Raw genomic sequence first — 15,828 nt, forward strand, 5'->3', positions numbered from 1 at the left:
CAAGAAGCCAGTAACATGCGTCGCCATGAGCTCCCCCACTGGGCCCGCGTCCGGCCTGCCAGTACGAATGCCGCGACCTCGTCAGCCCGGGCGGCACCGCCGACCCGAGCCCCTGGCGGCTCCCGACGGCGCACCCGCGCTCGTTCTCGCGGTGCCGGGCACGCCGAGCGCCGCCACCCGCGGCCTCGCCGAGGAGGTCGTGAGCATCGCCCGCTCCGAGCTTCCCGGCCTCGACGCCCGGATCGGGTACGTCGACGGTGACGACGTGGAGTTCCCCACCCTTCAGTCGGTGCTGGTGAACGCGGCCGAGGAGCGCGCCGCCCGCTACCAGCAGGCGATCGCCGCCGGTGTGGAGGCCAAGGAGCCGGAGGGCCCCGTCGCCGTGGTCGTGCCGCTGCTCGCCGGCCCGGACAACGCGCTGCTGCGCGTCATCCGCCAGGCCGTGATGGACAGCCGCGTCGCGGCCGAGCTGACCGATGTGCTCGGCCCGCACCCGCTGCTGGCCGAGGCGCTGCACGTGCGCCTGTCGGAGGCCGGTCTGGCCCGCGCCGACCGTGCCCGGCTGTTCACCGTGGCCACGGCCGCGGACGGCATCATCCTCGCCTCGGTGGGCGGCGAGGAGGCCGTGCAGGCGGCCGGGATCACCGGCATGCTGCTCGCCGCGCGCCTGGCCGTGCCGGTGATGGCGGCGGCCCTGGACCAGGAGGGCTCGATCTCGGCCGTGGCCGACCAGCTGCGTTCCTCGGGCTCGCAGCAGCTGGCGCTGGCGCCGTATCTGATAGGGCCGGAGATCGACCCGAGCCTGGTCGCGGAGGCCGCCCAGGAGGCGGGCTGTTCCGCCGCCGAGGCGCTCGGCCCGTACCCGGCGATCGGCAAGCTCGCCCTGTCGAAGTACACGACGGCGCTGGGCATCGCCCCGCAGCCGCAGGGCACGCCGGTCCGCTGACGCGCACCGCACAGCCGTAACGCCGAAGGGCCCCTCCTCAGCCAGGAGCGGGCCCTTCGGCGTGCTGGTCAGGCCCCGGCGGCCTCCGGGCCGATGACCACGCAGGACGCCGCGGGCACCTGGATCGAGCCCTCGTAGCGCGGGAGTCCCGTGTCCGGGTCGACGGCGAACCAGGAGACGTCCCCGGAGCGCTCGTTCGCGACGTACAGGAACCCGCCCGCCTCGGTGAGCGCGCGCGGCCAGTGTCCGGCGCAGGTCACCGTGCCGGTCAGCCGCAGCTCCTCGCCCTCGACGGCGAACGTCGACAGCACGTCCTCGCCTCGCGTCGCGGTCCACACGAAGCGGCCGTCCGGCGAGGCGACGATCCCCGAGGGATAGGCGTCGCCGGCCGGCGCACCCGCCAGTACCGGCACCTCCGCCAGCGGCTTCAGCGTGCCGTCGTCGCTCTCCCAGTGGCAGACGGTGACGGTGGGGGTGAGTTCGTTGAGGACGTACACGTAGGGGCGGTGCGGGTGGAAGGCCAGGTGGCGGGGGCCCGAGCCCGGCCGCAGGGCGATCTCCCGGTGGACGTCGAGGGTGCCGTCGGTCAGCGTGCACACCCGCAGCGAGTCGGTGCCGAGATCGACGCTGACCACCCAGCGGCCGCCGGGGTCGGGCTGCACCTGGTGGGCGTGCGGGGCCTGCTGGCGTGGCGTGTGCGGGCCCGAGCCGGTGTGCCTGAGGACGGCGGACGGAGCGGCCGCGAGGGTGCCGTCGCGGCGGACGGGCACGGCGGTGACGCTGCCGGAGCCGTAGTTGGCGGTCAGGACGTGCCCGGCGAACAGGCTGAGGTGCGTGGGTCCATTGGCGTCCACCGGCACCGGTGATCCGATGAGCTCCGGCTTGTCCCCGCTCACGCGGTACGCGGCCACCGCGCCCTCGGCCGTCTCACTGACCGCGTAGAGCGTGTCACCGCCGGGCGCCAGGGCCAGATACGCGGGATCGGGCACGTCTCCCGTGCCTCCCAGGACGGTCAGCGCGCCGCTGTTCGCGGCTACGGACGCCGCCACGATCCCGGGGCCGCCGGCCGCCGTGAACGACCCGATGTAGGCCCGTGCCGCCCGCCTGCCACCGTCTGTCACCGCTGTCCCCTTTCGGTCGGGTGCCGTTCGGGGTGACGGTAGCAGCGGATCATGATCGGTCTAGACCAAGGGCGCCGAGTCGTCGGCGTGGGGTCGCGCCCCGCCTCGCGCGCGGGCCGCCCTGGCCTCGGGGCGATGCGCATCGGCGGAGCGCCGCTCCACCGTCTCCCGGCCGATGGAGGACCGGCGTGGCGCGCTGCGCAGGTGTGCGTACGACGGCGCGTCGTACGGCTCGGGGCCCGCGGGCCGCTCCCGCGCGGCTCGCGGACTCGTGGGGCCGATGGGTGCGGGGTTACCCGCCGGACGGCCTGATCCACCCTCCAGGTGGCCGATGCAGGCGACCGGGCGGCCTGAGGACCGTTCCGACCTGCGGTCTCAGGCGCCGACGAGCGGCGACCCGGACGGTGCGCGCAGCGGCTTGGCGAGTTCCACGAGAGCCCGCTCCAGGCCGTGCAGATGGGCGAGCGCCGGGTCGGACTCCGTCGGACGCGCGGTGGGCGCGGTGACGTCCGCGCCGCCGGTGAGCGCCTCGACCGCGGCCTCGACGCGCCAGCACGCGGCGGCGAGCCGGGCGTCGTGCGAGGCCACCGGGTCGGCGGCGACGGCGACCAGGCCGCGGATCTCCCGGGCACAGTCGTCGAGCAGGGCCAGGACGTGGCGGGCGCGGCGCTTGCGGGCCGGCACGGGGTGCAGCGGGTGCACCAGCGGGGCGACGGCGAGCCGTACCCGGCCGAGCAGCTGCTCCAGTTCGGCCACCCGCGGGGCCGGGTCGGCGCGCTCGTCGCCGGCGAGGCGTGCGGCGGCCTCTGCGGTGGCCGCGTGGACACAGCGCAGGGCCCGCTGGATCCAGGCGTCGGTGACGGTGTGGGTCGTGACGGGCAGCACGAACAGCACGGCCAGCACGGCGCCGAGCGCCCCGACGCCGGTCTCGGCGAGCCGCAGGGCCAGCAGGGCCGGATCGAGGACGCCCAGGAGGCCGTAGAGGAGCTCGGCGAGCACCGTGACGCAGAGCATCATCCAGGTGTACGAGACGGCGGCCGTGTAGAAGATGCCGAAGACGCAGACGGCGAGGAGCGCGGCAGTGGGGACCGCCGCGCCGTGCAGCGGGACGGCGACGAGCAGGCCGAGGCCGATGCCGATCACCGTGCCGAGGACCCGGCGGAAGCCGCGGACCAGGGTCTCCCCGCGCGAGGTGGTGTTGACGAAGATCCACCAGGTCGCGCCGACGGCCCAGTACCAGCGCTGCCCGGACACCAGTTGGCCCATGACGAGGGCGAAGCCCGCGCCGGTGGTGGCCTGGACGGCCTGGCGCGTGGTCACGCGGGCCAGACCGCTGCCGCCCGGCGGTGCGGGTACGGGGGCCGGGGGCAACCGGCGCTCGTAGCACCACAGCCCGAAGCGCACCGCGGACGCGGTGAGCAGGGACAGCAGTACGGCGGCGTACAGCTCGGGCAGCTGCCGTGGGGTCGCCTGGAGGAACTGCGCCACGAAGAAGGTCATGAAGGCGAACACGCCGAGGCTGTGTCCGCGCGGCCCCCAGCGGCGGGCGTACACGCCGGCGCCGACGACGGCGAGGAAGGCGAGGTCGCGGGCGACCGGGTAGTCGTGCAGCTCGGCCGCCGCCGCGAGGACGGGGAGGCCGACGAGGGGCAGCAGCGCGGTGGTGACCGCCTGTCCGCGGACCGTGGCGTCGGTGACGGTGAACAGGGCGAGCAGCGCGGCGAGCCCGCCGGTGACGGCACCGACGAGGGAGTGTCCGGCCATCCCGCAGACGACGACCGCGAGCCCGATGCCGAGGACGGCCCGCACGGCGAAGCGCAGCCGCGTCCGGCCCGGGTCCGACGCGACGAACACCCTCTTCAGCACTGTTCCCGCTCCTTGGCACCGGCATGAGAAAGGCGCCGCGGGGTCCGCAGCGCCATCGACGGGTTCATTGCAGCATCAAGAGGCAACCTGGCTCAAGCGGTGCCTAGAATGCTGAGCCATTGGCACAGACATCACGGCCCCCGTACGTCCACCGGCGAGCCAACGGACCATGACGGGCGAGGGGCGAAGGAGGCCGGACGCCATGGCCGTGGACGAGCTCGACACCCGTATCCTGCGGCTCCTGCTGGAGCAGCCCCGTACCAGCGTGCGCGAGTACGCCCGCGTCCTCGGCGTCGCGCGCGGCACGCTCCAGGCCCGGCTGGACCGGCTGGAGCGGGACGGCGTGATCACCGGCACGGGGCCGGCGCTCTCGGCCGCCGCTCTCGGCCACCCGGTGCTGGCGTTCGTGCACATCGAGGTCACCCAGGGTCACCTGGACGACGTGGGCGACGAGCTCGCCGCCGTACCGGAGATCGTCGAGGCGTTCTCGATCACGGGCGGCGGGGACCTGCTGACCCGGGTGGTGGCCCGCGACAACGCCCATCTGGAGGATGTGATCCAGAAGCTGATCAGCCTGCCCGGCGTGGTCCGCACCCGCACCGAGGTGGCCCTGCGTGAGCGGGTACCGCACCGGCTGCTGCCGCTCGTGGAGTCGATCGGGCGGGCGGCGGTCCGTAAATGACCTTTGACATGCTGAGGCCATGAGCGGTCTGGGCAACACTTCGGTCATCTTCGATCTCGACGGAACACTCGTGGACAGCGAGCCGAACTACTACGAGGCCGGGCGCCAGCTCCTCGCCGAGCACGGGATCCCCGACTTCACCTGGTCGGATCACGAGCGGTACGTCGGGATCAGCACGCTGGAGACGGTCACGCGCTGGAAGCGGGAGTACGGCCTTCGGCCCTCCGTCGACGAGTTGCTCGCCGGCAAGAACCGCCGCTATCTGGACCTCGCCCGCACGGCCACGCGCGCGTACCCCGAGATGCGCGCGTTCGTGGAGCTGCTGGCGGCCGAGGACGTCCCGATGGCCGTGGCCTCGGGTTCGTCGCTGGAGGCCATCACGGCGATCCTGGCCGGCACCGGCCTGGACGCCCGGCTGCGTACGGTCGTCTCGGCCGACGAGGTCGAGCGCGGCAAGCCCGCCCCCGACGTCTTCCTGGAGGCGGCCCGCCGACTGGACGTCGTACCCGGCGACTGCGTGGTCATGGAGGACGCGGCCCCCGGTGCCGCCGCGGCGCACGCGGCCGGCATGCGCTGCATCGCGATCCCGTACGTGGCCGCCCAGGCGGACGCACCGGAGTTCGCGACGGCCGGGCTGCTGCTGCGCGGCGGCCAGGGAGAGTTCACGGCGAGCGCGGCCTACGACTGGCTGTGCCGGACGCGATAGCGCCCTGTCGGCCGACGGGCCGAACAGCCGAAGCCCCCCACCGGAATTAACCGGAATTCAAACGCTCCAGACCCGTTGACCCCCGGTCGTCCCCTCTTTATCGTCTGGTCGATTGTTCGTACGCCGTTCGCAATATCGAACACCCCCCACGCGTGGAGGCACCCATGGCACCGCCCCTCTCCAGACGATCCCTCCTCCAGGCCGCCGCCCTCGCCGCGGCGACGCCCGCGATCAGCTACACGGCGACCGGCCGGGCCTCGGCCGCTGTTCAGGAGGCCCAGGCCGTGACCGCCACCCCCTCCACCTGGACCGTCCAGCCCTTCGCCCTCGACGATGTGGCCCTCAGGCCCGGACTCTTCGCCGACAAGCGGCAGTTGATGCTCGACCACGCCCGTGGCTACGACGTCAACCGGCTGCTGCAGGTCTTCCGCGCCAACGCCGGACTCGCCACGGGCGGCGCGGTGGCGCCCGGCGGCTGGGAAGGACTGGACGGTGAGGCGAACGGCAATCTGCGCGGGCACTACACCGGGCACTTCCTGACCATGCTGGCGCAGGCGTATGCCGGCACGGGCGAGCAGGTGTTCATCGACAGGATCCGCACCATGGTCGGAGCGCTGACCGAGGTGCGCGCGGCGCTGCGCAAGGATCCCGCCGTGCTCAGCGTGAGCGGGAAGTTCGGTACCGCCGCCGAGAACGTCCGCGGGTCCTATCAGTACGTCGACCTCCCCGCCGCCGTCCTCGGCGCCGCCTCGGCGATCACCCTGTCCGCGTGGGTGAAGCCCACCCACGACGGCAACTGGGCGCGGATCTTCGACTTCGGCAACAACAGCACCCGGTACCTGTACCTGGCCGCCCGCAACGCCGCCGGCGTGCCGCGCTTCGCCCTGACGACCAACGGGCCGGGCGGCGAGCAGGGCATCAACGGCACCGCCGCGCTGCCGCTGAACCAGTGGAGCCACCTCGCGGTCACGATCGCGGGCGGCACCGGGACGCTGTACGTCAACGGCGCCGCCGTCGGCCGCAACACGGCGATGACCCTCACCCCGGCCGCCCTCGGAACTCTCACCAACAACTGGCTCGGCCGGTCCAACTTCGCCACCGACCCCGTCTTCGCGGGCGCCTACGACGAGTTCAACGTCTGGTCGCGCGCCCTGACCGCCGAGGAGATCACGGACCTGCAGAGCCGCCGGGCGGCCGACGCCTCGGCCGGCCGCGGCGACCTGGCGTCGTACGCCATCGACGAGACCGCCGGCGGCACCTTCGCGGACGCCTCCGGCCGTGGCCTCACCGCCACCCTGCGTCGGACCTGGGGCGGGCCCAGCCACCCCGGGTTCCTGGCGGCATACCCGGAGACACAGTTCATCGACCTGGAATCGAGGACGGCCAGCGACTACACGAAGGTCTGGGCGCCGTACTACACCGCGCACAAGATCCTCAGGGGAGTGCTGGACGCCTACCTCACCACGGAGGACGACCGGGCCCTCGACCTCGCGTCCGGCATGTGCGACTGGATGTACGCACGGCTGTCGAAGCTGCCGGAGGCCACTCTTCAGCGCATGTGGGGGCTGTTCTCCAGCGGCGAGTTCGGCGGCATCGTCGAGGCGATCTGCGATCTGCACGCGATCACCGGCAAGGCCGAACACCTCGCGCTGGCCCAGCTGTTCGACCTCGACCGGCTCATCGACAACTCCGCCGCGAACACCGACATCCTCGACGGGCTGCACGCCAACCAGCACATACCGATCTTCACCGGGTACCTGCGGCTGTACGACGCGACCGGCGAGGCCCGCTACCTGGACGCCGCCCGCAACTTCTGGGGCATGGTCGTGCCGCACCGCATGTACGGCATCGGCGGCACCAGCACCGCCGAGTTCTGGAAGGCGCGGGACGTGATCGCGGGCACGATCAGCGACACGACCGCCGAGACGTGCTGCGCGTACAACATGCTGAAGCTGAGCCGCACGCTGTTCTTCCACGAGCAGCAGCCGAAGTACATGGACTACTACGAGCGGGCCCTCTACAACCAGGTCCTCGGCTCCAAGCAGGACAAGGCGGACGCCGAGAAGCCGCTGGTCACGTACTTCATCGGGCTGACTCCTGGCCATGTCCGCGACTACACGCCCAAGCAGGGCACCACCTGCTGCGAGGGCACCGGCATGGAGAGCGCCACCAAGTACCAGGATTCGGTGTACTTCAAGGCCGCCGACGGCAGCGCGCTGTACGTCAACCTGTACAGCCCCTCCCGGCTGAACTGGGCCGAGAAGGGCGTGACGGTCACTCAGGCGACCTCCTTCCCCCGGGAACAGGGCACCACGCTCACCATCGGCCGGGGCAACGCCGCCTTCGCCCTGCGACTGCGCGTGCCGTCGTGGGCCACGGCCGGGTTCCGGGTGACGGTCAACGGCAGTGCGGTGAGCGGCACTCCGACGCCGGGGAGCTACTTCACGGTCTCGCGGACGTGGCGCAGCGGGGACACCGTGCGCATCTCCATGCCCTTCCGGCTGCGCGTGGAGAAGGCGATCGACGACCCGTCGCTGCAGACCCTGTTCTACGGCCCGGTCAATCTCGTCGGCCGCAACGCCGCCACGAGCCATCTCCAGCTGGGCCTGTACCGCAACGCCGGCCTCTCCGGCGACCTGCTGCCCTCGCTCACCCCGGTGAGCGGCAAGCCGCTGCACTACACCCTGGCCGGCACCGAGTTCGCCCCCTTCTTCGAGGGCACCGAGGACCCCACCCACGCCTACTTCAAGCGCTCCGAGCCCCGGGTGGTCTTCGGCAACTCCGACTCCGGCGTCGCCAACCCCGCGAAGTCCGACGGCACCACGCTGCTGGACGAGATCTGGGCCGGGGCTCCGTTCGCCACCAAGGGCGCCCTGGTCACGCGCGTGCAGTCCACCGTGAACGCGTGGGTCACCGCCGGTCGGCTGAGCCAGGCCGACGGGCAGACGGTCCTGCGTACGGCGGCTCAGGCGACGTACGCCCCCTGAGCCGGCGCCCGCTAGGACCGGCGGCGGGGCTTGCCTCGCCGGGCGCCCTTGGTGCCCTTGGCCCCGCCCGAGCCGCCGGAGCCGCCACGGTGGCTCCGGCCGGTTCCGGCCTGCTTCCCCGAGCCGCGGCCGCCGTCGGGGCGCTTGCGCCTGGGCTGTTCCTTGGCGGCCGGGGCCTGGGACGTCGTACGACCCCGGGTGCTGTTGAGGGTGCGGCCGCGGACGACGCCGATGAGGTCCTCGACCAGGTCGGTGGTCGCCTCCTCGGGCCAGGACAGGGCGACACTCGACTGGGGGGCGTCCACGAGCGGCCGGTAGGTGAGGTCCTTGCGGTGGTGGAGACGGGCCAGCGACTGGGGCACGGCGAGCAGGCCGACGCCCGCCGCTACGAGCTCGACGGCGTCCGCGGTGGTGGCGGGGCGCTCGAAGGCGGGCTGCCCCGGCGGGCGCTCCCAGTCGAGGACGTCGTCGAGGGGGTGGAAGACGACCTCGTCGGCCAGGTCCTCGGTGCTCACCTCGTCGACCGCCGCGATGACGTGGTCCTTGGGGACGACGACGACCGTGGCCTCGGTGTAGAGGGGGATCGCGCTGAGGACCGTGCGGTCGACCGGCAGCCGTACGAAACCGGCGTCCGCGTCACCGTCACGGAGCACGCCGGGCGCCTCGGCCGCGGTCACCGGGTGGAGCGTGAGGGGGACGTCCGGGAAGCGCTCGTTCCAGATCCGCACCCACTTCGAGGGCGTCACTCCCGGGACGTACGCGAGCCTGAACGAGGGAGGTACTTCCGAGCCTGTCACCTGGCCAGGTTACCGGCCGTGGTCGGCGGCGGTTCACCCAGTCGATACCCTTGAGCCCATGACGTCGCACCAAAGCACCCAGACCATGAAGCCCGCGACCGCGGCGAAGAAGCTGGGTGTGTACCTCGAAGCCACCCCCGCCGAGTTCCGGGAGGGTGTGGTCACGCGCGCGGAGCTGAACGCGCTCCAGGCCGACCCTCCGCAGTGGCTGCGCGACCTGCGGCGCGACGGCCCGCACCCGCGCCCCGTCGTCGCGCAGAAGCTGGGCGTCTCCATCGCCGGGCTGGCCCGCGGCGGTGTCACGGAGGCGCTCACCACCGAGCAGGTCGAGGCGCTGAAGCAGGAGCAGCCCGAGTGGCTCCAGAAGGAGCGCGCGACCCAGGCCGAGGTCCGCAAGGAGGCCGCCCGCCTGAGGCAGCGGGACGCGGAGCGCACGGCAGAGGACTCCTGACCTGCCCGTCCCACCGGGCGACGCCCGCGCGCGTGCGGCCCGCCGCCCCGGTCGGAGGCGGATTCCGGGCCGGTGACCGTGCTCACGTCCTTGTGGGCTCTGCCGCACCCGGAAATCCGCATGCGCCCGTTCGCCCCGCTCTGCGACCATCCCGGAATGGTCCACCGCCTCGAACCCCTGGTCATCCGGCACACCCACCGTCTCCCCTCCCCCACCGGGCCCGCCGGGCAAGGCGCCGTCGCGGCACGGCAGTTCGACGCCGCGCTCATGTCCGTGGGTTTCAAGCTCTCGGCGGAGCTGCTGGCGCGTCTGTCGGAGCTGTCCGAGGGCGCGGTGGTCGACACCGCCGTACGGACGCTGGACACGGTCCGCGAGCTGGTCGGCGACCATGTGCGGCACAACGTGTACTTCATCGACTTCCCGGCCCATGTGCCGGACACGTACGACTTCTGGATGCGCTGCGTCGCCGAGGCACTCGCCGACGACGCGACGCGCGCGAGCACACTGGAGCAGCTGAGCGACGGCGTGGTGAACCTGCTCACCCTGCCGTCGTACGGCCGCTACCAGCACACCTACGCGGAGATGCTCGGCCACCACGAGGAGCTGATCGCCGCGGCGGGCGACCGTATGACGGTCCTGCACCTCGGTGGCGACGTGGGCGCCGAAGTCACGGCCCTGTACGTGGCGTTGGGGGGCAGCGGCACGCCGCTGGGCGAGGACGGCCTGCGGGATCTGGAGGCGCTCGCCGAGGTGTGCGTGGACGGGCCGCAGCCCGAGAGGATCCCGGTCCGGGAGAACCGTGCCGTGATCAACCGGGCCCGGGTGCGGGCCGGTGCGGCGCCGCTACTGGACACGGTGACCGATGTGCTGCGGCTGGCCTGCGCGCTGTCGGGCGGTGACGTCACGCTCGTGGAGCCGACGCGGTTGCGGGGGCTGTCCCGGCCGGTGCGCCGTGCGCTGCTGGCGGGCCTCGACGCGGTGGTCGCGGCCGCGCCCGCCAAGCTCGCGGACGTGCACGCCCACCGCGAGGAGTTCAAGCGGCTGGGCGAGCGACTGCATCCGCACGAGTATCCCCAGTGGCCGCACGCCGCCGACGTGTTCGCGGTCGCCCGGGGCGAGAAGGAGGCGCGTTCCTTCGACAGCCTGGTCGAGGAGCTGCTCGGCATGCATGACGTCGCCGGCGCGGTGAAGCTGCTGAAGTCCGCGCCCGGAAAGCTGTTCCGCTCCCTGGACCGGTTGCTGCGGATGGCCCTCGACCAGGAGGAGCGGGACGCGGTCGCGACCGCCGCCGAGGAGGTCCTGGCGGAGGTCTCGGGCCGGGTCCTGCTGTCGGTTCGCGAACACCTCGCCAACCGCGCGGGGGACACCGGCGAGGCCCGTGTGTTCGTGAACCGGCTCGGCCGTGCCTGGGTCACCGAGGACGAGCGTCCGCCGGTCATGCCGCCCGAGCGTGAACGCCTGATCGCGGTCGTGGACGCGGAGCTGCGGCGCCGGTTGGCGGCACCCGGCCATCTGCTGATCGACCCGGACGTCCTGGACGTCGCGCTGCCGCTGAGCGGCCGTGCGGCCCCGGCCGGGCTCGGCGTGCTGCCCCGTGGCTCGGTGTCGCCGGTGGAGGGCGAGCTGTTGCGCTTCTTCGTGTACTGGAAGCAGGCCGCCCACCGCACCGACTTCGACCTGTCGGCGCTGATGCTGAACGCCGACTACTCGACGGTCTGCTGGCTGGCGTACACCAACCTCAAGGACCTGGAGGGCGAGCACTCCGGCGACATCACCGAGGCACCTGACGGGGCCTCGGAGTTCATCGACCTGCGTCTGGGCGCCGTGCGTGGCGAGTTCATCGTCCCGCAGGTCAACATCTTCGCCGGGGAGGGGTTCGAGGAGGCCGAGGAGTCGTTCTTCGGGTTCATGCTGCGGGAGGCGGAGCAGCGGGGCCGTCCGTTCGAGCCGCGCACGGTGCGCATGAAGTCCGGTCTGCGCGGGCCGGGCCGGGTCGCGCTGCCGCTGGCGTTCCGGCGCGGTGCGGACGGCCGGTGGCGTGCCAAGTGGCTGCACCTGTATCTGAGGGGGACTCCGGCGGCCAACCGCGTCGAGGCCAACCAGGTGTCGGTGGCGACGCTGCTGCGCGGCATCGTGGGGCGCGAGCAGCTGACCGTGCGCTATCTGACGGGCCTGATGGACGCCACGACGACCACCGTGTGGGACGGCGAGACGGTCCCGGAAGGGCCCGTCACCTTCATCGGCCTCCAGCGGCCCGAGGGACTGCACCCCGAGTCGCGGGTCGTCGTACCCGAAAATCTGCGCGACCTGATCCCCGCGTGACTGTTAGGGTCGACCGTGGCGAGGCCATGAAGGGACTTCCTTCTCAACTCCTTCTTGAACTAGTCCTCTCGCTCTCCTCGCCACCCAACTCTTCTCGTCGGCTCAGCTGTCGTAGTCGACCGTCAGCGTCTCCGACACCGGGTACGACTGGCAGGTCAGGACGTAGCCGGCGGCCACCTCGGCCGGTTCCAGGGCGAAGTTGCGGCGCATGTCCGCCTTGCCGTCGGTGACCAGGGCACGGCAGGTGCCGCAGACCCCGCCCTTGCAGGCGAACGGAAGGTCGGGGCGGGTGCGTTGGGCGCCGTCGAGGACGCTCCGCTCGCGCGACAGGGTCGCGGTGGTGGAACGGCCGTCGAGGGTGATGGTGACCTGGCTGACGGGCCCCTGCGGTCCGGCCTCCTCGTGGTGCACTTCCCGGACGGGCTCGTCGTCGGCGAAGAACAGCTCCTGGTGCACCCGATCCGCCGGGACCCCGAGCCCCTCCAGCACCCGCTGCGCGTCCCGGACCATGCCGTGCGGGCCGCACAGCCACCAGTGGTCGGCGGTCGGCACGTCGACCAGCGCGTCGACGAGGGCCGCGAGCCGGTCGGCGTCGATCCGGCCGGAGAGCACCTCGGCCTCGCGGGGTTCGCGGGAGAGCACGTGGGCGAGCTGGAACCGGGTCGGGTAGAGGTCCTTCAGGTCCGCGAGTTCGTCGGCGAACATCACGGTGCCGCTTCGGCGGTTGCCGTAGAAGAGGGTGACCGTCGAGCGGGAGTCGGCGGCCAGGACGGACTCGGCGATGGACATCATGGGCGTGATGCCGGAGCCCGCCGCGATGAGCACATGATGACCGGCGGTGGTGAGGTCGGGGGTGAAGGCGCCGGTGGGGGCCATCACCTCGACGGTGTCGCCGGGGTGGACGTCGTTCACGAGCCACGACGAGAACAGGCCGCCGGGCACGACCCGTACACCGATCCGCGGGCTCGAACCGGCCGGCGAGCAGATCGAGTACGACCGCCGCTCGTCCCGCCCGTCGATCTCACGCCGCAGCGTCAGCGACTGGCCGGGCTCGAAGGCGAACTCCCCGGCCAGCTCCGCCGGGATGTCGAAGCCGACGGCGACCGCGTCCGCGCACAGGGGCGTCACGGCGGCTACGCGCAGGGCGTGGAAGGCCGGACGGCGGCGGATGCGCGGGCGCACCGAAGCAGCCGTCCGTGCTTCCCTCAGGCCTTCCATTCAGATCTCCTTGACGTACTCGAACGGCTCGCGGCAGGCGCGGCAGCGCCACAGGGCCTTGCAGGACGTGGCGGCGAAGCGGGAGGTCTCCTCCGTGTGCGCCGAGCCGCAGCGCGGGCAGGTCACCGCGTGCCGGGTGGGTGACAGGACGAGCGGGACGGAGCCGCCGTTCCGCGGGGCGGGGCCGGGCGGGGCGATGCCGTGTTCGGTGAGCTTGCGGCGACCGGCCTGGGTGATCCAGTCGCTGGTCCACGGCGGGTCGAGGACCGTGCGGATCTCCACGCGCGTGTACCCGGCGTCACGCAGCCGCGCCGCCACGTCGGCGCGCATCTCCGCCATCGCCGGGCAGCCCGAGTAGGTCGGGGTCAGGCTCGCGACCACCGTGCCGTCCTCGGTCAGTTCCACGTCGCGCAGCACGCCCAGGTCGGCCAGGGTGAGCATGGGCAGCTCGGGGTCCGGCACCTGCTCGGCGACGTGCCGGGCGCGCCGTGCGTCGGGCAGTGTCGTCACCATGTCGCCCCCGGGTGGGCGCGGGCCACGCCCTGCAACTCGGCGAGCAGCGGGGCGAGATGCTCGGTGTGCTGGCCGTCGCGGCCGGATCCGGGCAGCGGGCGGTACACCGGCATGGGCAGTCCGGCCTCGTGCGTGACCTGGCGCAGGACGGCGACGACCTCGTCCCGTACGTCGCACGCCGTGAACAACTCGCCCAGGTAGGGGGCGACTTGTTCGAGGGCCCGGCGCGTGCGGCGGTGCGACTCGTCCGTGCCGTCACCCAGGCGCACCGTCCACTCGGCCGCGTACTGCCGGTGGTAGGCCAGCTCCTTGACGCCTTTCGCGGCGATCGCCGCCAGCACGGGGTCCGGGTGGGACGCCAGTCGCTCGAAGTGGGCGAGGCGCCAGCTGGCGAGCGTCAGGAGCCGCACGATCGAGAACGCGAAGTCGCCGCACGGTACTTCGGCCAGGCGTACGTTGCGGAAGTCGCCGGGGTCGCGGAAGTAGGCGTAGGCGTCCTCGTCGCGTCCGGTGCCGTCGGCCTGGCCGGCGCGGGAGTAGAGCAGGCGGGCCTGGCCGAGGAGGTCGAGGCCGATGTTGGCCAGCGCCACCTCCTCCTCCAGTTCGGGAGCCCGGGTGATCCACTCGGCGAGGCGCTGGGCCGAGACCAGGGCGTCGTCGGCCAACGCGACGCACACGGCGGCCAGTTCACCGGCGTCGATGCCCTCGGGCACCGTGGTGTCCACGCCGTGCAGCGGGTCCTCGAAGCCGGTGCCGTAGGCCCAGCGGGCGTCGTCCTCGTGTCCCTCGGCGAGGGTCAGATAGACGTGGTCGTCACTCATGCCCTCTCCTTCAGATGTGCGGGACGTCGTCGGGGATGTCGTAGAACGTCGGGTGGCGGTAGACCTTGTCGGCGCTCGGCTCGAAGAACGGGTCCTTCTCGTCGCGGGTCGAGGCGGTGATGTGCTGCGAGCGCACGACCCAGATGCTGACGCCCTCGTTGCGGCGCGTGTACAGGTCGCGCGCGTGGGTGAGTGCCATCCGGTCGTCGGCGGCGTGCAGCGATCCGACGTGGACGTGGTTGAGCCCGCGCTTGCCGCGCACGAACACCTCGTACAGCGGCCAGTCCTGCTTCCCGACGGTCATGCCACCGCTCCCTTCTCCGTGCGGGCGGCCCGCTTGGCCGCGTGGGCGGTGGCCGCCTCCCGCACCCAGGCGCCCTCCTCGTGTGCGGTCCTGCGCCGCTCCATCCGCTGGTCGTTGCACGGGCCGTCGCCCTTGATGACCCGCATCAGCTCGGCCCAGTCGGGGGTGCCGAAGTCGTGGCGCCCGCGCTCGGCGTTCCAGCGCAGCTCCGGGTCGGGCAGGGTGACGCCGAGCTTCTCGGCCTGCGGGACGGTCATGTCCACGAACCGCTGACGCAGCTCGTCGTTGCTGTGCCGCTTGATCTTCCAGGCCATCGACTGCGCGGAGTTGGGCGAGGCGTCGTCGGGCGGGCCGAACATCATCAGCGACGGCCACCACCAGCGGTTCACGGCGTCCTGCACCATCTCCCGCTGGGCCTCGGTGCCGCGCGTCATCGTCATCAGCAGCTCGTAGCCCTGGCGCTGGTGGAACGACTCCTCCTTGCAGATCCGCACCATCGCGCGCGCGTAGGGCCCGTACGAGCTGCGGCACAGCGGCACCTGGTTGCAGATCGCGGCGCCGTCCACGAACCAGCCGATCACGCCGACGTCGGCGAAGCTCACGGTCGGGTAGTTGAAGATCGACGAGTACTTCTGGCGGCCCTCGATGAGCCGGTCCGTCAGCTCCGCGCGGTCGGTCCCCAGGGTCTCCGCCGCCGAGTACAGATACAGTCCGTGCCCCGCCTCGTCCTGCACCTTCGCGAAGAGGATCGCCTTGCGCCGCAGGGAGGGCGCCTTGGTGATCCACTCCCCCTCCGGCTGCATGCCGATGATCTCCGAGTGGGCGTGCTGTGCGATCTGGCGGATCAGCGTCCTGCGGTAGCCGTCCGGCATCCAGTCCCGCGGCTCGATCCGCTGGTCGCGCGCGATCGTCGCGTCGAAGTGCTCCTGCAGCTGCTCCGTCATCGATACCAGCTTCCGGCTTTCCACTCACCAACCGACCATTCGTTCGGTTCCAGTGTGACTTGTTTTCGGGTGCCGGGCAAGACCCGTCGCACAAGTCGGAGCCGCCCCGGATACCTGGGCGAGGTATCCGGGGCGGCTTCGGGAAGGATC

At 72.3% G+C, this 15,828-nt stretch carries 14 protein-coding genes; 6 read left to right on the top strand and 8 right to left on the bottom strand.

The annotated features are described in order from the left end of the window. Nucleotides 1-25: 25 nt before the first annotated feature. Nucleotides 26-946, top strand: a complete 921-nt coding sequence (locus ACFU95_RS39460; protein WP_383838751.1) for a sirohydrochlorin chelatase — start codon at nucleotides 26-28, stop codon at nucleotides 944-946. Between the two features lie 68 nt (nucleotides 947-1,014). On the opposite strand, the gene ACFU95_RS39465 is transcribed toward ACFU95_RS39460, so the two are convergent. Together ACFU95_RS39465 and ACFU95_RS39470 are read right to left on the bottom strand one after the other, a co-directional pair. Beyond that, complete coding sequence (locus tag ACFU95_RS39465) at nucleotides 1,015-2,067, bottom strand: lactonase family protein (protein ID WP_383838756.1); 1,053 nt, start codon at nucleotides 2,065-2,067, stop codon at nucleotides 1,015-1,017. A gap of 375 nt (nucleotides 2,068-2,442) precedes the next feature. Beyond that, the gene (locus tag ACFU95_RS39470) at nucleotides 2,443-3,933 is read right to left on the bottom strand and encodes an FUSC family protein (protein WP_383838759.1); all 1,491 of its coding nucleotides are present in this window, start codon (nucleotides 3,931-3,933) and stop codon (nucleotides 2,443-2,445) included. Nucleotides 3,934-4,135: 202 nt separating this feature from the next. On the opposite strand from ACFU95_RS39470, the gene ACFU95_RS39475 reads away from it, so the two are divergent. The 3 genes from ACFU95_RS39475 (at nucleotide 4,136) to ACFU95_RS39485 (ending at nucleotide 8,308) form a co-directional block, all read left to right on the top strand. Further along, entirely contained in the window at nucleotides 4,136-4,615 is a 480-nt protein-coding gene (locus ACFU95_RS39475) for an Lrp/AsnC family transcriptional regulator (protein WP_383838762.1), read from the top strand. Nucleotides 4,616-4,634: 19 nt separating this feature from the next. Then, nucleotides 4,635-5,321: an HAD family hydrolase gene (locus tag ACFU95_RS39480; RefSeq protein ID WP_383838765.1), complete on the top strand. Its 687-nt coding sequence runs from the start codon at nucleotides 4,635-4,637 to the stop codon at nucleotides 5,319-5,321. A gap of 164 nt (nucleotides 5,322-5,485) precedes the next feature. Then, entirely contained in the window at nucleotides 5,486-8,308 is a 2,823-nt protein-coding gene (locus ACFU95_RS39485; protein WP_383838768.1) for a beta-L-arabinofuranosidase domain-containing protein, read from the top strand. An 11-nt stretch (nucleotides 8,309-8,319) separates the two neighbouring features. Here ACFU95_RS39485 and ACFU95_RS39490 read toward each other — a convergent pair whose 3' ends face one another. Then, nucleotides 8,320-9,105 (bottom strand): LysR family substrate-binding domain-containing protein, encoded by a 786-nt coding sequence (locus ACFU95_RS39490; RefSeq protein WP_383838771.1) that lies wholly within the window; start codon nucleotides 9,103-9,105, stop codon nucleotides 8,320-8,322. Between the two features lie 58 nt (nucleotides 9,106-9,163). On the opposite strand from ACFU95_RS39490, the gene ACFU95_RS39495 reads away from it, so the two are divergent. After that, the gene (locus tag ACFU95_RS39495) at nucleotides 9,164-9,556 is read left to right on the top strand and encodes a DUF5997 family protein (RefSeq protein WP_383838774.1); all 393 of its coding nucleotides are present in this window, start codon (nucleotides 9,164-9,166) and stop codon (nucleotides 9,554-9,556) included. A 156-nt stretch (nucleotides 9,557-9,712) separates the two neighbouring features. Continuing rightward, nucleotides 9,713-11,878, top strand: a complete 2,166-nt coding sequence (locus ACFU95_RS39500; protein WP_383838777.1) for a hypothetical protein — start codon at nucleotides 9,713-9,715, stop codon at nucleotides 11,876-11,878. Between the two features lie 102 nt (nucleotides 11,879-11,980). Here ACFU95_RS39500 and paaE read toward each other — a convergent pair whose 3' ends face one another. From paaE to paaA, 5 genes are read right to left on the bottom strand one after another with little or no spacing between them, the layout of a single operon-like run. Continuing rightward, the gene (gene paaE / locus ACFU95_RS39505) at nucleotides 11,981-13,096 is read right to left on the bottom strand and encodes a 1,2-phenylacetyl-CoA epoxidase subunit PaaE (protein ID WP_383838780.1); all 1,116 of its coding nucleotides are present in this window, start codon (nucleotides 13,094-13,096) and stop codon (nucleotides 11,981-11,983) included. After that, nucleotides 13,097-13,609: a 1,2-phenylacetyl-CoA epoxidase subunit PaaD gene (gene paaD / locus ACFU95_RS39510; protein ID WP_383838783.1), complete on the bottom strand. Its 513-nt coding sequence runs from the start codon at nucleotides 13,607-13,609 to the stop codon at nucleotides 13,097-13,099. Continuing rightward, complete coding sequence (paaC, locus tag ACFU95_RS39515) at nucleotides 13,603-14,430, bottom strand: 1,2-phenylacetyl-CoA epoxidase subunit PaaC (protein ID WP_383838786.1); 828 nt, start codon at nucleotides 14,428-14,430, stop codon at nucleotides 13,603-13,605. The genes paaD and paaC overlap by 7 nt, the downstream gene beginning before the upstream one ends. 10 nt (nucleotides 14,431-14,440) lie before the next feature. After that, a complete protein-coding gene (gene paaB, locus ACFU95_RS39520; RefSeq protein WP_383838789.1) occupies nucleotides 14,441-14,734 on the bottom strand; it encodes a 1,2-phenylacetyl-CoA epoxidase subunit PaaB in 294 nt (97 codons plus the stop codon). Further along, nucleotides 14,731-15,678 (bottom strand): 1,2-phenylacetyl-CoA epoxidase subunit PaaA, encoded by a 948-nt coding sequence (gene paaA, locus ACFU95_RS39525; RefSeq protein ID WP_383838791.1) that lies wholly within the window; start codon nucleotides 15,676-15,678, stop codon nucleotides 14,731-14,733. Before paaA ends, paaB begins: the two co-directional genes overlap by 4 nt. Nucleotides 15,679-15,828: the final 150 nt, after the last annotated feature.

The organism is Streptomyces sp. NPDC057623, from assembly GCF_042800355.1.
In the GTDB taxonomy this organism is placed as follows: Bacteria; Actinomycetota; Actinomycetes; order Streptomycetales; family Streptomycetaceae; genus Streptomyces.

Excerpts from the sequence above, each read along its gene's own strand:
- ACFU95_RS39460 (WP_383838751.1), top strand. The coding sequence starts at position 26 with ATGAGCTCCCCCACTGGGCCCGCGTCCGGCCTGCCAGTACGAATGCCG.
- ACFU95_RS39475 (WP_383838762.1), top strand. The coding sequence starts at position 4,136 with ATGGCCGTGGACGAGCTCGACACCCGTATCCTGCGGCTCCTGCTGGAG.
- ACFU95_RS39480 (WP_383838765.1), top strand. The coding sequence starts at position 4,635 with ATGAGCGGTCTGGGCAACACTTCGGTCATCTTCGATCTCGACGGAACA.
- ACFU95_RS39485 (WP_383838768.1), top strand. The coding sequence starts at position 5,486 with ATGGCACCGCCCCTCTCCAGACGATCCCTCCTCCAGGCCGCCGCCCTC.
- ACFU95_RS39495 (WP_383838774.1), top strand. The coding sequence starts at position 9,164 with ATGACGTCGCACCAAAGCACCCAGACCATGAAGCCCGCGACCGCGGCG.
- ACFU95_RS39500 (WP_383838777.1), top strand. The coding sequence starts at position 9,713 with ATGGTCCACCGCCTCGAACCCCTGGTCATCCGGCACACCCACCGTCTC.
- paaE (WP_383838780.1), bottom strand. The coding sequence starts at position 13,096 with ATGGAAGGCCTGAGGGAAGCACGGACGGCTGCTTCGGTGCGCCCGCGC.
- paaD (WP_383838783.1), bottom strand. The coding sequence starts at position 13,609 with ATGGTGACGACACTGCCCGACGCACGGCGCGCCCGGCACGTCGCCGAG.
- paaC (WP_383838786.1), bottom strand. The coding sequence starts at position 14,430 with ATGAGTGACGACCACGTCTATCTGACCCTCGCCGAGGGACACGAGGAC.
- paaB (WP_383838789.1), bottom strand. The coding sequence starts at position 14,734 with ATGACCGTCGGGAAGCAGGACTGGCCGCTGTACGAGGTGTTCGTGCGC.
- paaA (WP_383838791.1), bottom strand. The coding sequence starts at position 15,678 with ATGACGGAGCAGCTGCAGGAGCACTTCGACGCGACGATCGCGCGCGAC.